13 protein-coding genes and 1 pseudogene are annotated in these 12,560 nt (G+C 69.4%); 8 read left to right on the plus strand and 6 right to left on the minus strand.

Annotated features, from left to right (window positions below):
• The 7 genes and pseudogenes from EAO72_RS42695 to pqqE form a co-directional block, all read left to right on the plus strand.
• Nucleotides 1–601: pseudogene (locus EAO72_RS42695) on the plus strand (PQQ-dependent sugar dehydrogenase); the annotation flags it as partial.
• Nucleotides 602–1,468: 867 nt separating this feature from the next.
• Entirely contained in the window at nucleotides 1,469–2,113 is a 645-nt protein-coding gene (locus EAO72_RS42700; RefSeq protein WP_261991299.1) for a ThuA domain-containing protein, read from the plus strand.
• A 261-nt stretch (nucleotides 2,114–2,374) separates the two neighbouring features.
• On the plus strand, nucleotides 2,375–2,512 hold the full coding sequence (gene pqqA / locus EAO72_RS41770) for a pyrroloquinoline quinone precursor peptide PqqA (RefSeq protein ID WP_187284915.1): 138 nt from the start codon (nucleotides 2,375–2,377) through the stop codon (nucleotides 2,510–2,512).
• Nucleotides 2,513–2,523: 11 nt separating this feature from the next.
• Nucleotides 2,524–3,420 (plus strand): pyrroloquinoline quinone biosynthesis protein PqqB, encoded by an 897-nt coding sequence (pqqB, locus tag EAO72_RS03080; RefSeq protein ID WP_148015666.1) that lies wholly within the window; start codon nucleotides 2,524–2,526, stop codon nucleotides 3,418–3,420.
• Nucleotides 3,417–4,175, plus strand: a complete 759-nt coding sequence (gene pqqC / locus EAO72_RS03085; protein WP_148015667.1) for a pyrroloquinoline-quinone synthase PqqC — start codon at nucleotides 3,417–3,419, stop codon at nucleotides 4,173–4,175. Before pqqB ends, pqqC begins: the two co-directional genes overlap by 4 nt.
• Nucleotides 4,172–4,444, plus strand: coding sequence for a pyrroloquinoline quinone biosynthesis peptide chaperone PqqD (pqqD, locus tag EAO72_RS03090; RefSeq protein WP_148015668.1), 273 nt, complete (start codon nucleotides 4,172–4,174; stop codon nucleotides 4,442–4,444). The genes pqqC and pqqD overlap by 4 nt, the downstream gene beginning before the upstream one ends.
• A complete protein-coding gene (gene pqqE, locus EAO72_RS03095; RefSeq protein ID WP_261991288.1) occupies nucleotides 4,441–5,544 on the plus strand; it encodes a pyrroloquinoline quinone biosynthesis protein PqqE in 1,104 nt (367 codons plus the stop codon). Before pqqD ends, pqqE begins: the two co-directional genes overlap by 4 nt.
• A 77-nt stretch (nucleotides 5,545–5,621) precedes the next feature.
• Here the strand turns inward: pqqE and EAO72_RS03100 are convergent, their stop codons facing one another.
• The 3 genes from EAO72_RS03100 to aroQ are packed head-to-tail and all read right to left on the minus strand — an operon-like array spanning nucleotide 5,622 to nucleotide 8,768.
• Nucleotides 5,622–7,409: a bifunctional sugar phosphate isomerase/epimerase/4-hydroxyphenylpyruvate dioxygenase family protein gene (locus tag EAO72_RS03100; protein ID WP_148015669.1), complete on the minus strand. Its 1,788-nt coding sequence runs from the start codon at nucleotides 7,407–7,409 to the stop codon at nucleotides 5,622–5,624.
• A gap of 19 nt (nucleotides 7,410–7,428) precedes the next feature.
• The gene (locus EAO72_RS03105; protein ID WP_148015670.1) at nucleotides 7,429–8,301 is read right to left on the minus strand and encodes a shikimate dehydrogenase; all 873 of its coding nucleotides are present in this window, start codon (nucleotides 8,299–8,301) and stop codon (nucleotides 7,429–7,431) included.
• The gene (gene aroQ / locus EAO72_RS03110) at nucleotides 8,298–8,768 is read right to left on the minus strand and encodes a type II 3-dehydroquinate dehydratase (protein WP_148015671.1); all 471 of its coding nucleotides are present in this window, start codon (nucleotides 8,766–8,768) and stop codon (nucleotides 8,298–8,300) included. The genes EAO72_RS03105 and aroQ overlap by 4 nt, the downstream gene beginning before the upstream one ends.
• 151 nt (nucleotides 8,769–8,919) lie before the next feature.
• On the opposite strand from aroQ, the gene EAO72_RS03115 reads away from it, so the two are divergent.
• Nucleotides 8,920–9,621, plus strand: coding sequence for a TetR/AcrR family transcriptional regulator (locus EAO72_RS03115; protein ID WP_148015672.1), 702 nt, complete (start codon nucleotides 8,920–8,922; stop codon nucleotides 9,619–9,621).
• A 240-nt stretch (nucleotides 9,622–9,861) separates the two neighbouring features.
• Here the strand turns inward: EAO72_RS03115 and EAO72_RS03120 are convergent, their stop codons facing one another.
• From EAO72_RS03120 to EAO72_RS42705, 3 genes are all read right to left on the minus strand, one after another.
• Nucleotides 9,862–11,103 carry a serine hydrolase domain-containing protein gene (locus EAO72_RS03120; RefSeq protein WP_148015673.1) on the minus strand — a complete coding sequence of 414 codons (1,242 nt, stop codon included), beginning with the start codon at nucleotides 11,101–11,103 and terminating at the stop codon, nucleotides 9,862–9,864.
• 305 nt (nucleotides 11,104–11,408) lie between these two features.
• Nucleotides 11,409–11,777, minus strand: a complete 369-nt coding sequence (locus EAO72_RS03125) for a VOC family protein (RefSeq protein WP_148015674.1) — start codon at nucleotides 11,775–11,777, stop codon at nucleotides 11,409–11,411.
• Between the two features lie 409 nt (nucleotides 11,778–12,186).
• Nucleotides 12,187–12,486 carry a hypothetical protein gene (locus EAO72_RS42705; RefSeq protein WP_261991289.1) on the minus strand — a complete coding sequence of 100 codons (300 nt, stop codon included), beginning with the start codon at nucleotides 12,484–12,486 and terminating at the stop codon, nucleotides 12,187–12,189.
• Between the last annotated feature and the right edge of the window lie 74 nt (nucleotides 12,487–12,560).

The raw sequence follows: 12,560 nt of genomic DNA on the forward strand, positions 1-12,560 counted from the left end.
ATCGCCGTGGGGTCTCGCGAAGCTGCCGGACGGCGATCTGCTGGTGGGCTCGCGCGACAAGGGGACGATCACCCGGATCAACGCGAAGAGCGGCAAGAAGACGCTGCTGGGCACCGTCCCAGGGGTGGCGCCGGCCGGCGAGGGCGGACTGCTGGGCCTCGCGGTCTCCCCCGACTACGGCACGGACCACCTGGTGTACGCGTACTTCACCACGGCGTCGGACAACCGCATCGCCCGCATGCTCTACGACGAGGACGGGACGACGCCGGGCCAGCTGCTGGGCGCCCCGGACACGATCCTGCGGGGCATCCCGAAGGGCGCCATCCACAACGGCGGCCGGATCGCCTTCGGCCCGGACCGCATGCTGTACGCGGGCACGGGTGAGACGGGGGACGACGGCCGCGCGCAGGACAAGGAGTCCCTGGCCGGCAAGATCCTGCGGATGACCCCGGACGGTGAGCCGCTGCACGGCAATCCGGAGGCCGACTCCGTGGTGTATTCGTACGGTCACCGCAATGTGCAGGGGCTGGCCTGGGACGGTAACAAGCAACTGTGGGCGGCCGAGTTCGGCCAGGACACCTGGGACGAGCTGAACCGGATCGTGGGCGCAGAACGCCATGTCCCCGCAGCACCTCGCCGTCGCCCGAGGCACGACGGTGACCTTCACCAATCCGGCGGCGAACAAGTCCGCGCACGGGGCGGTCGCCTTCTTCGAGGCCGAGTTCGACACCGGACTGCTGATGCCGGGCGACTCGTACACGTACACCTTCAACACGCCCGGCGAGTTCTTCTACAACGACCCGGTCTCACCGCAGAGCACCGGAAAGATCGTCGTCTCCTAGCCGGCTCCCGCACAGCACCTCTCGCCGGGCGGATCGACCCGGCCGGGAACCGCGACCGCCCGGCCGGCGCCGCCGGGCCACCGGTCGCCGCATCACCACACCGTTGGCATGGCCCGCGCGACACGGCCGGCCCGCCGTGGATCGCGCCGGCAGCGGCGGACGGCCCGACCGGCGCCCGCACCGACCCGGTGCGCGAGGCACCCCGCCCCACGACGCCCCACCTCTCTCCGGCATGCCGTTTTCCCGGCACGTCACCTACCAGAGAAGGAAACACACCCATGTCAGGAAGCACGCTCCGAGCGAGAGCCCTGAGCACACGCTCGGCGGTCCTCGCCACCCTGGGGATGGCAGTCGCCATGGTGGTGGCGCTCATCGCCACCGGCACCCTCAGCGTCGCCCACGGACGGATCGGGACCGGCGCCGAGGAACTGGGCGATCCGGACTACGGCGTCTGCCGCGGCCTCGATCCCGACTGCTACCACGACTGGGGCAACTTCGACCCGGCCAAGGGCTACAAGGTCCTGCTGTACACCCGTACCGCGGGTCCCCGGCACGCGAACCTCGGCCCCGCCCTGGCCACCGGTCTCAACCCGCCGCTCACCGACGCGAACGTGGTCCAGAAGGCCATGATCAAGCTGGGCGAGACCGGAGGTTTCCAGGTCGACTACACCGAGGACGTCACCCAACTGGCCTCCCCCAACACCCTGTTCAAGTACAACGCCGTGGTCTTCTTCTCCACCAGCCGCGACGCGCTGGACGACGCCGCCCAGACCTCGCTGCGGCAGTACATCCGCGGCGGCGGCGGCTTCGTCGGTATCCACAACGCCTTCGGCACCGAGTACAACTGGCCCTGGTACGAGGGGCTGCTGGGCAACGCCAACTTCTACGACCACGGCGCGTCCCAGCCCGGCACCGTGCAGACCGTCGAACGCAAGGACGTCTCCACCAAGGAGCTGCCGGCGCGGTGGAACTTCACCGACGAGTGGTACAACCTCGTGCCCGCACCCACCAAGGTGCGCGTGCTCGCCAAGGTCGACGAGAGCACCCTCGCCAAGGGAGTGACCGGCAACTACAACCACCCCGGGCACGGCGACAACCACGCGGTGGCCTGGTGCCAGTACTACGACGGCGGCAAGTCCTGGGTCACCACCCTGGGGCACGACGCCAAGGAATTCACCACGGACGGCTCCTTCGCCGGCGCCGCCGAATTCCAGAAGCTGGTCGTCGGCGGCATCCAGTCCGTCTCCGGCATCAAGCCCTTCTGCAAGTAGTCCCGGAACCCGAGCCGGGAACCGCACGCGGCTTCACCCGCTGCCGGCAACCGCGTGGATCCACCCCTGCTCACCTCTTGCCACCGCTCACTGCCGTGTCTAGCGTATGACGCGAACCGCCTGGCGGGACACAGGAACCGCACAACGGATTCCCGAATGGTCCTCAACTCACTCGCCGCGAGGGCTCTCCTGCCCTCTGCGGAGCCCGGCTCCGCCCTTCACCTCCTCATCGACCGCACGTCTTCCGAAGGGACCTCGATCATGCTCGAAGCCAGCGCATCCGCCCCGCAGGACCAGGCCACGTCCGGCACCACTCCCGTGGTCACCTGGTCGTCGCCGGACTTCACGGTCATCGAGACCGGCATGGAAGTCACCGCCTACTACCTCAACGACCTCTAGCAGACCCCGTCATGCTGTTGCTCACGCTGGGCACGGCAGCAGGTGGAGGAGTTCCTCAGTGGAACTGCGCGTGCCCCGGTTGCTCCGGGGCACGCGCGCACCCCGACCGTCGCCGCAGCCACGACTCCCTCGCCGTCTTCAACGGCGGCCCGTCCTCCTGGTTCCTGATCAACGCCGGTCCCGACATCACGGACCATATGGAGACGCACCCCGAACTCCGCCCCGCGGCGGGCAGCGAGCGCACCCCCGTGGTCCGGATCCTGCTCACCGACGCCGAACTCGACCACACCCTGGGGCTTCTGAGACTGCGCGAGGCCCACCACCTCGAAATCTTCGCCACCGCACCCGTCCGGCAGGCCCTGCGCAAACGCCTGGCCCTGGACGCGGTCCTCACCCCGTACGCCACCCTCACCTGGCACGATCTGCCCGCTGCCGCACAGAACCCGGCAGTGGCCGCCGGGATCGAAGTGTCCGCCGTCCCCCTGTCGACGAAACGTCCCCGCTACGCCGCCGACGCCGTGGAGGACGACACCTGGGTGGTCGCTGTCCGGCTCCATGACCCCACCACCGGCATGACGGCCCTCTACGCGCCGGCACTCGCGGCCTGGACCGAGGGCTTCGCCGACGAGGCCGCCGGAGCCGACTGCGTCATCGTCGACGGAACGTTCTGGGACGACGACGAGCCCAGACGCCTGGGCATCTCCGCCCGGACCTCCACCGGCATGGGACATCTGCCGATCGACGGCCCGGGCGGCACGTCCGGACAGCTGGCAGGTCTCCCCGGCCGCTGCCTCTACACCCACCTCAACAACACGAACCCGCTGGTCGATCCCTTCGCCCCCCAACACGGCGTGCTCGCCGGGCTGGGGCTCGAAGTAGCACAGGACGGCATGGTGATCGAACTATGACAACCGCGCCCGCACGCCCGACACGAGCTGCGACGACGACGGCACCGCCCGCCGACAGCCCTTTGCCGGCCGACGCGTTCGCGCACGAACTGCGCGGGCTCGCACACAGCCGCTACCACGACACCCATCCGTTCAACGTGCGGATGCACCAGGGCGGGCTCAGTCCTGCCGAAATCCGCACGTGGGTCGTCAACCGCTTCCATTACCAGCGCAGCATCCCGGTGAAGGACGCGCTGATCCTCGCCAAGCTGCCCGAGCCGGCCATGCGCCGTTCGTGGCTGCGCAGGATCCAGGACCACGACGGCGTCGCGGAGGGCGAAGGCGGCATCGAGCGCTGGCTGCGGCTCGGCGAGGCGGTCGGCGTCGACCGCGCGGAGCTGGAATCGGGCGAGTCCGTCCTGCCCGGGGTGCGATTCGCGGTAGACGGATACGTGAACTTCTGCCGGCTGAGCCCCGTCATGGAAGCCGTGGCCTCCTCGCTCACGGAACTGTGCGCGCCGGACATCATGCTGACCCGCTTGGAAACCTTCCCTGTCCACTACCCGTGGATCGAGGCACCGGGCCTCGCCTACTTCCGCAGCAGGGTTCCCCAGGGACGCCGCGACGGAGTGGAGGCTCTGACCTGGGTCACCGCCTGGGCGCGGAGCCGTTCCGAACAGCTCGCCGCCCTGTCGGCGCTTTCCTTCAAGTGCGACATCCTGTGGTCGCTGCTGGACGCCGTGGAGCACGGGAGCCGGCCGGGGAGCGCACGATGACCACCCCCGATCCGGACCACTGGTGCCCGCGACCGGCACCCGCCGTGCTCATGCGGCACGACCGGGCGCGCGGCAACCACGTCCTGCTGATGCCCGAGCGGGTCGTCGTGCTGACGGGCAGCGCCCGCCACGTGGTGGAACTGTGCGACGGCACACGCACGCTCGCCCGGATCAGCGAGGAACTTCGGGCGCGCTTTCCCGATGCCCCTGTCGACGCGGAAGTGGGTCCGTTCGTCGAACGGATGCGCAAGGAAGGCTGGATCCGGTGACGATTCCACCCCCCTGGGGTCTCCTCGCGGAGCTGACGCACGCGTGTCCACTGCACTGCGGCTACTGCTCCAACCCGCTGGAGCTGACCCGCCGTTCACGCGAACTGACGGCCGGGCACTGGGTGGACGTATTCCGGCAGGCCGCGGAGATGGGCGTTCTGCAGACCCATCTCTCCGGCGGCGAGCCACTGCTCCGCAAGGATCTCGAAGCCATCGTCACCGGTGCCGAGGAATCGGGGATCTATACCCAGCTGGTCACCAGCGGTTCAGGGCTGACCGCGGACCGCCTCGGTTCCCTGGTCGGCGCGGGACTGCGCAGCGTCCAGCTTTCGGTGCAGCACGCGGACCCGGCCCTCTCCGACCGCATCGCGGGCAGCCGGGCGTTCGCCGCGAAGGAATCCGCGGCGGCACTCGTCACCGAAGCCGGGCTGCCCCTGGGCGTCAACGCCGTACTGCACCGGCACAACCTGGACGCCGTCGACGCTCTGGTGGAGCTCGCCCTGCGCTGGGGAGCGGACCGGATCGAACTCGCCAACACCCAGTTCTACGGATGGGGCCTCCTCAACAGGGAGGCGCTGATGCCCGGTCGTGACCAGCTCGCCCGTGCGGTGGAGTCCGTCAACAGATGGCGGGAGCGTCTGGCCGGAAGCCTGGAGATCGTCTGGGTCGCGCCGGACTACTTCAACGGAGTGGCCAAACCTTGCATGGGAGGGTGGGGAGCGGTCTCCCTCACCGTGACTCCTGACGGCACGGCCCTGCCCTGTCCTGCCGCGGCCACCCTGCCCGGACTCGACCCGGTCAACGTCAAGGATCATCCCCTGCGCTGGATCTGGGAGGAGTCCACAGCGTTCAACCTCTATCGCGGAACCGACTGGATGCCCTCGCCGTGCCGGTCTTGTGAGCGACGTGACCAGGACTTCGGCGGGTGCCGCTGCCAGGCTTTCGCCCTCACCGGCGACGCCGCACGCACCGACCCCGCCTGCTCCCTCTCCCCCGACCACACGGCGCTGACGGCCCTCACCCACGCCACTCCCGGCGAACTGGCCGCTCTGGTCCCCCGCCGTCCGACCACGGGCCCGCAAGCCGCCTCCCGCGCCTGACATCACGTGGCCGGCGCCCGAGGGGTTCCCCGAACCCCTCTTCGGCCTTCGCCGGCCCAGTCATGTGGCCGGGCCGGTCACGCCTGCCTCTGGGCGTGCTGAGCGGTCAGGCGCACATGGGCACTCTGCTCGCCGAAGCCCGCATAGCCGTGGTCGCGCTGGACGACTTCGAAGAAGACGTCCCCCATGGTCCTGGTGTAGAAGTGGCGGAACTGGCCGTGCTCGTCGCCGTCGTAGAGGATTCCCAGCTCACGGTACATCTGGAGTTCACCGGGGCCGAGGGCGTAGCGCGCTCCGAGATCGTCGTAGTAGTTGTCCGGAACGGGCAGCAGATGCCCCGTGGCTCCGATCCGCCGCGCGGCCGCGACGATGTCGTCGGTGGCCAGGGCGATGTGCTGGGACGCGTGGGAGGAGGCACTCGGTGCCGGGTCGATGCTCAGCGCGATCCGCACCGACTCGCCCTCGTTGCTGACGGCCCGGCTGCGCCGCAGGCCGTACGGGTCGGAGACATCGACGCCGTCGTGCGGCCGGAGCCCGATCACGCTGCGGTAGAAGAGGAGCGCTTCGTCGTACTGGTGCCACGGCTGCGTGAGCGCGACATGATCGACCCCCGTGATGAGCTCCGGCTGCGGCGCGGAGGCCGGTACGGGGGCGAAGTCGTCGAGCCAGTCGGGCAGACCCTGGCGGCCGGACGCGCAGAAGAACAGCTCCGTGCCGTCCGGGGCCGCCACCGTCTCAAGCAGGACGTCCGTGCGAGCGCGCCGGCGCGGCAGAACCGGCGCGCCCAGAGCCTCGGCCCGCTTGGCCGCAGCCCCGGGGTCGGGTGACTCGAGGCCGACGGCCGCGAGACGCGGCCCGCTGCCGCCGGTGGCGGGCTCGGTGTTCACCAGGACACGCGCGGCGCCCTGCTCCCAGAGATCGACGGGCTTGGACAGGTGCTTTCCGGTGCGGGAGAATCCCAGCGCCCGGAGCAGGGCGGTGACCGGCTCCGTGTCCAGGGTGACCAATTCGGCAAAGGCGATTCCGATCGGCTCGACGGCGGCGGGAAGTCGCAGTACTCCGGCGGCCTCCTGCAACGCCGTGAGGGAACGTCTGGCGTCGATGGCGGTGCGGCCGGAGTCGGCTTGGCGGAAGACGTCGTTGAACACTTCCAGCGAGAGCGGGCCGTCGTACCCGGAACGGACCACGGACCGGACGAACTCCGCCAGGTCGAAGTCACCCTGGCCGGGGAAGCACCGGTGATGCCGGCTCCATTGCAGGACGTCCATACCCATGAGCGGGGCATCGGCCAGCTGAACGAAGAAGATCTTCTCGCCGGGGATCGAGGCGAAGCCTGCCGGGTCCGAACCGCGGGCCAGGATGTGGAAGCTGTCGAGGCAGACTCCGAGAGCGGGGTGGTCCGCTGCCTCGACGATGCGCCAGGCGTGGTCATACGTGTTGACGTGGCGTCCCCACGCAAGTGCCTCGTAGGCGACGCGGATCCCGTACTCGTCTGCCAGCTCGGCCAGTTCGCGCAACTGTGCTGCGGCCAGGGCATCGTCGTCGCGGGCGTGCGCGGAGACGCTGGAGCAGACCAGCACGGTGTCGACGCCCAGTCGGCGCATGACACGGAACTTGTGCTCCGCCCGGCGCATGCTTCGCGCGAACGCGTCGGCGGGGAGTCCTTCGACATCCCGCATCGGCTGGTAGAGAAAGAGTTCGAGGCCCAGGTCCGCCGCTCGCTCCCTGATCCGCTCGGGGCTGAGCGGACTGCCCAGCAGGTCGTTCTCGAAGATCTCCACACCGTCGAACCCGGCACGGGCCACGGCGTTGAGCTTCTCCGTCAGCGTTCCGCTGACGGAGACGGTGGCGATGGACGTACGCATCGTGATCCTTCTTCTGGCTTCAGCTGGCTGGAGGGACCCTGGTGAGATCGGTGACGTCGGCGAGCATGCGTTCCACATCGGGTTCACGCCGGGTGAAGAGCCTGAAGGCGTCCGCGGCCTGCAACGCGACCATTCCCGAACCGTCCAGCGTGGTGCAGCCCAGGGCGCGTGCCTCGGCGAGCAGCCGTGTCTCCAGCGGCCGGTAGACGACTTCGGCCACCCATATCCCCGGGTGGAGCAGCTCGGGGGCGAACGGCGTCCCCGGATGCGCGCTCATCCCGGTCGGGGTGGCGTGCACGAGGCCGTCGCAGCGGGCCAGTTCACGGGCGAGATCCCGCGGGCCGCCGGCCGCCACCCGTTCCGTGCGGAAGATGGCGTTCAATGAGGCCGCGAGGGACTGGGCACGCGACTCGTCGGTGTCGATCAGGGTGAGGTGTCCGGTGCCCAGGGTGAGCATGGCATGGGCGACGGCCGCACCTGCCCCGCCGGCTCCCAGCTGGACCACGTGCGAGGTGGGCGCACGGGGCAGTCCCCGGGCGAACGCCGCGCCGAATCCCGTGACATCGGTGTTGTGCCCGGTGGCCCGCCCGTCCTGGAAGACGATGGTGTTCACGGCACCGAGCGCCTCCGCCTGGGGGTCGAGGACGTCCAGGTGCGGGATGACCGTCTGTTTGCAGGGGTGGGTGATGTTGAGCCCGTCGTACCCGAGGTCGCGGGCGGCTCGCACGAGGTCGCCCACCTTCTCGGGGCCGGCGCCGAGATCATCCAGGTCCAGGATCCTGTACAGGTAGCGCAGGCCCTGCCGGTCCGCCTCGCGCTCGTGCAGAGCGGGGCTGAGCGACGTGGTGATGCCCGCGCCGATCAGCCCCACCAGGTACGCCCCCGTCGTCACCGCGACCCCTCACCGAGCAACGTGGCGAGACGCATCAGCGCGAAGACGTACCCGTCCGTGCCCGCCCCGCAGATCACGGCGGCCGCCACCCCCGACACGTAGCTGTGGTGACGGAACTCCTCACGTCGGTGAATGTTCGTCAGGTGCACCTCCACGACCGGCCGTTCCACCGCCGCGAGGGCATCGCGGATGGCAACCGACGTGTGGCTGTAGGCGCCCGGGTTGATCACGATCCCGTCGAATCCGGTGCGGGCCTCATGGATGGCGTCGACCAGGGCGCCCTCGTGGTTGCTCTGTCTGCAGTCGGCTTCCAGACCGTGGGCGGCCGCGGTCTCCTGGCAGAGCTTCTCCACATCGGCGAGTGTGTCGCTGCCGTAGAGGGCCGGCTCACGGGTGCCGAGCAGATTGAGGTTGGGCCCGTTGAGAACGAGTACCCTCCCGATCGCCCGCGCAGGGGTCCGGTCCATCGCGCCTCCAGTAATGTACGAACCAGTACGTTACTTATAGCAAGAGCGGGCCACGTCGAGAAGCCCTCGCACCGAAGGATCCGGGCACGGCCTGCTCCTACAATCGCGGGACAATCACGGGACACTCACGACGCACCGGAGGAGCCAGGGCATGCCCCACGCCCAGAAGCCAGCGCCCGCAGAGCGTCAGCGCGACGCGGCCCGCACCCGGGCGGAGATCCTCGCGGTGGCGACCCGGGAGTTCGCCCGGGACGGTTATGCGGGCGCACGGGTCGACAAGATCGCCGACCTGACCCGTACGACGAAGCGGATGATCTATTACTACTTCGGCGGCAAGGAACAGCTCTTCACAGCCGTGCTCGAAGCCGCCTACTCGGAGATCCGCCAGCTGGAAGGCGACCTGGACGTCGAACATCTCGATCCCGTCGCCGCCACCCGCCGGCTCGTCGAGCTGACCTTCGACCACCACGAGGCACACCCCGACTTCATCCGGCTCGTCAGCATCGAGAACATCCACGAGGCGGAACACATCATCGGCTCCGAGAAGTTGAGCCGACTCGGCTCCCCGGCGACCGACGTACTCCAGCGCATCCTCGAGTCGGGACGGCAGGCCGGACTCTTCCACGCGGAGGTCGACGCCATCGACGTCCACGCGATGATCAGCTCGTTCTGCTTCTTCCGCGTGTCGAACCGCCACACGTTCGGCGCGCTCTTCGCCCGCGACCTGGTCGCCCCCGACAGCCGGGACCACTACCGGACCATGCTCGCGGACATGATCTGCGCCTACCTCACATCGCCGCCCGCGCACAGCGGCAGCGAGGAACCGGAACAACACCGCGCACGCCGCCGGTAGGCGGGCGGCACCTGTGGGCGACGAGGCGCCCGCGCCCGGACCCTGCTTCCCGGGCGCCGGCCCTTGACCGGACCAGGTACCTGCGGCGGGCCGTCGAGACAAGCCCGAAGGCCCGGTACGCCAGAACCTGACCGCCGAGTACCCGTGCGGAACCACCGAGGGCCCGGCCGCCGGGTGATGACCGTGGGCGCCGCGGGGCGAGGGCTGGTGCTGCCCCGGCCCGCGGCGTCCGGAGCGGTGTCAGTCGTTGATCGCCTGGTAGAGCGTGGTCCAGAAGTCGTGCATGAGCCGTACCGGGTCGGGGACGGACGCTCCGACCTGGGTGAGCAGAATGCCGGTGAGCCGGTTGCCGGGGTCCGCGTACGTGGAGGTACCGCTTCCGCCGTCCCAGCCGAACTGGCCGATGGGCGCGTAGTCACCGCGATAGGTGCGTACCGCCATCCCGAAGCCCCAACCGCCGTGCTGGCCCTGGCCGAAGGAGATGTGGACGTTGTCGGTGGCCAATGCGTGCCGGGCCGCTTGCTGCTGCGGGCCGAGGCGGTTGGTGGTCATCAGCTCGACGGCGGCGCGGGAGAGGATCCGCTCGCTCCCGTGCGTTCCGCCGTTGAGCAGCATCCGGAAGTAGGCGTGGTAGTCGTCGGCCGTGGAGTTCAGTCCGCCTCCACCACCCTGGAACGCCGGAGGAGCACTGTGACGTCCTCCTTCGGCCTCGTCCCATACGTGGAACTCTCCGGTCGCCGGATCGGGAGCGTACAGCGGCGGCAGCCGGTCCAGGTGGTCGGCGGGCACGTGGAATCCGGTGTCGTTCATTCCCAGCGGATCGAAGATGCGCTCGCGCAGGAACGACTCGAACGACTGGCCCGTGACCCGGGCGACGAGCACGCCGAGCAGATCGCTGGCGATCTGGTACTGCCAGCTCTCGCCGGGCTGGTGCATCAGCGGAAGCGTGGCCAGGCGGCGCATCCACTCGTCGGGCTCGGGCATCGGTTCCGGCAGGTTGGGGGTGATTCCCTGCTCGAAGACCGCGCCCATGATCGGGGTTCCCAGCACCGTCATATCCATGCCGAGTCCGAACGTGGACGTCAGCACGTCCCTCACGGTGATCGGCCGCCGCGCCGGCACGGTGTCGTCCAGCGGGCCGTCTATCCGCTTCAGCACCTGGCGGTCGGCGAGTTCGGGCAGCCACTCCTGTACCGGGTCGTCAAGGCGCAGCCGGCACTCGTCGAGCAGGACCATGGCCGCCGACACCGAGACCGGCTTCGACGTCGAGGCCATCCGGAAGATGGTGTCCCTGCGCATCGGTGCGCCGCCCTCGTGGCGCATCGTTCCGACCGTCTCGACATGCGTCTCATCGCCCTGACTGAACAGCGCCACGAGTCCGGGGATTCTCCCGGACTCGACGTGCCGGTCCAGCACCGCGCGCACGCGTCGCAGTCCGGTCTTCGAAAAGCCTTTGTACTCGTCGGCAAGGCCGGTGGGCATGGCGGTGTGCTCCTTCGATCGGACGGACGAATGGCAGATGAGCTGAACAGCGGGTCAGCAGCCGAACGATGCCCGTCCCGGCCGGCCCGTGCGTGGCCGGCGAAGAGGCGCCGAGGGCGTGGTGGAGGGCTCCCTGCATGGCTGCGGCGACGGTGCTGCGATCAGTATCGGACGTGCCCGTCGGCCGAGGGGCCGAGTCCGGCAGTCTTGACGCGATTCTGATCCGCGTTACCGGACACTTCCCGTCGAACACGACTTGTGCGCATGGGATGTGATGGGCAATCAGCACGTGCTTCGAACGCGCCTCACCGGGCCGGGATGGGCTGAGTGAGGTTCACCGGGTTGCCGTCGGGGTCCTTGATGTGGGCGACGCGCTGTCCCCAGGGCATGTCGTTGGGGCCTCCGCTGACCGAGCCGCCCAGCGCCTCCACCCGGGCGAGCGTCTCATCGACGTCGTCGACGCCGATGCTGAGCAGGATCCGCGGCGCCGCCGGGGCCCCCGGGTGGGCCTTGGTCACCAGCCCGAGGTCCGTATCGCCGATGCGCAGGCCGCGATAGAAGGCGGCACCTTCCTCCGGTACCCGGAAGATCTCCTCGGCGCCGAACAGTTTCGTATAGAAGCCGAGCAGGACGTCCTGGTCGGCAGTCAGGATCACCGGCTGGATGGTGGACATGGAATTCCTCTCGAGAACGGTCGTGTCGCCGGGTAGACCGTTCGGGGAGGGCGAACTCATCGGCGACGCCGCCCCGCCGGAGAGGGGTCCGGGCCCTCCCCGTCTGTGGTCAGCCGGTCAGAGGCTGCCACCGGCCCTCGTGGAGGGGATCGGTTCTGCTCCCCCACACCAATGCCTCGCCGACCAGGCCGGGCCTGTCCCGCGTTGCCAGAGACGGACATTCGAGCATGTCGGCGACAGATTGTCCTCGTGGGCCTGGGACTTCACCTGCTGACGGTAGAGGCACGCCACGGCATCCAGAGTCATCAGGGCGTTGTTGCCCGGCAGGCAGCCCGCGCCGTCGACCCCGTCATCACCCGCCGACAGCGACCACAGCACCCGCAGCCCGACGGGCACGTGAACACCGAGGTCATGTTCCAGACCGGTGATGGCCGCACCGCTTGCGCTCGACGGCATCGGTGGAACGCGACGGCTTCACGTACCGGACGTCGATGCGGGCGTGTTCGCGGACGTAGCCAACAGTCGAGGAGAGGCAGTCCTCGAACAGATCGCCGTCGACCGACACGGTGAGAACGCCCGGCCGGCCCGATGCCTGCCCCATGTCCGGGTCGTCGGACAACTGGCCGGCCACCACTTTCAAGGCATGCGGAACACCGGCCCCCAGCCGTGCGGCGGCGTCGCGTATGTGGGCGGAGATCTCGACGTCCACGATCCGGTACTCCTTGCTGAGGGAGGACGACGCTCACAGGGCAGGCCGGCTCACCGGCCTAACGCCGGAACGGC

This window comes from Streptomyces sp. OR43, assembly GCF_008042275.1.
GTDB lineage: Bacteria > Actinomycetota > Actinomycetes > Streptomycetales > Streptomycetaceae > Streptomyces.

Excerpts from the sequence above, each read along its gene's own strand:
- aroQ (WP_148015671.1), bottom strand. The coding sequence starts at position 8,768 with ATGGACCGGACCCCTGCGCGGGCGATCGGGAGGGTACTCGTTCTCAAC.
- EAO72_RS03120 (WP_148015673.1), bottom strand. The coding sequence starts at position 11,103 with ATGCCCACCGGCCTTGCCGACGAGTACAAAGGCTTTTCGAAGACCGGA.
- pqqB (WP_148015666.1), top strand. The coding sequence starts at position 2,524 with ATGCTGTTGCTCACGCTGGGCACGGCAGCAGGTGGAGGAGTTCCTCAG.
- EAO72_RS03100 (WP_148015669.1), bottom strand. The coding sequence starts at position 7,409 with ATGCGTACGTCCATCGCCACCGTCTCCGTCAGCGGAACGCTGACGGAG.
- EAO72_RS03125 (WP_148015674.1), bottom strand. The coding sequence starts at position 11,777 with ATGTCCACCATCCAGCCGGTGATCCTGACTGCCGACCAGGACGTCCTG.
- pqqC (WP_148015667.1), top strand. The coding sequence starts at position 3,417 with ATGACAACCGCGCCCGCACGCCCGACACGAGCTGCGACGACGACGGCA.
- pqqA (WP_187284915.1), top strand. The coding sequence starts at position 2,375 with ATGCTCGAAGCCAGCGCATCCGCCCCGCAGGACCAGGCCACGTCCGGC.
- EAO72_RS42700 (WP_261991299.1), top strand. The coding sequence starts at position 1,469 with ATGATCAAGCTGGGCGAGACCGGAGGTTTCCAGGTCGACTACACCGAG.
- EAO72_RS03115 (WP_148015672.1), top strand. The coding sequence starts at position 8,920 with ATGCCCCACGCCCAGAAGCCAGCGCCCGCAGAGCGTCAGCGCGACGCG.
- pqqD (WP_148015668.1), top strand. The coding sequence starts at position 4,172 with ATGACCACCCCCGATCCGGACCACTGGTGCCCGCGACCGGCACCCGCC.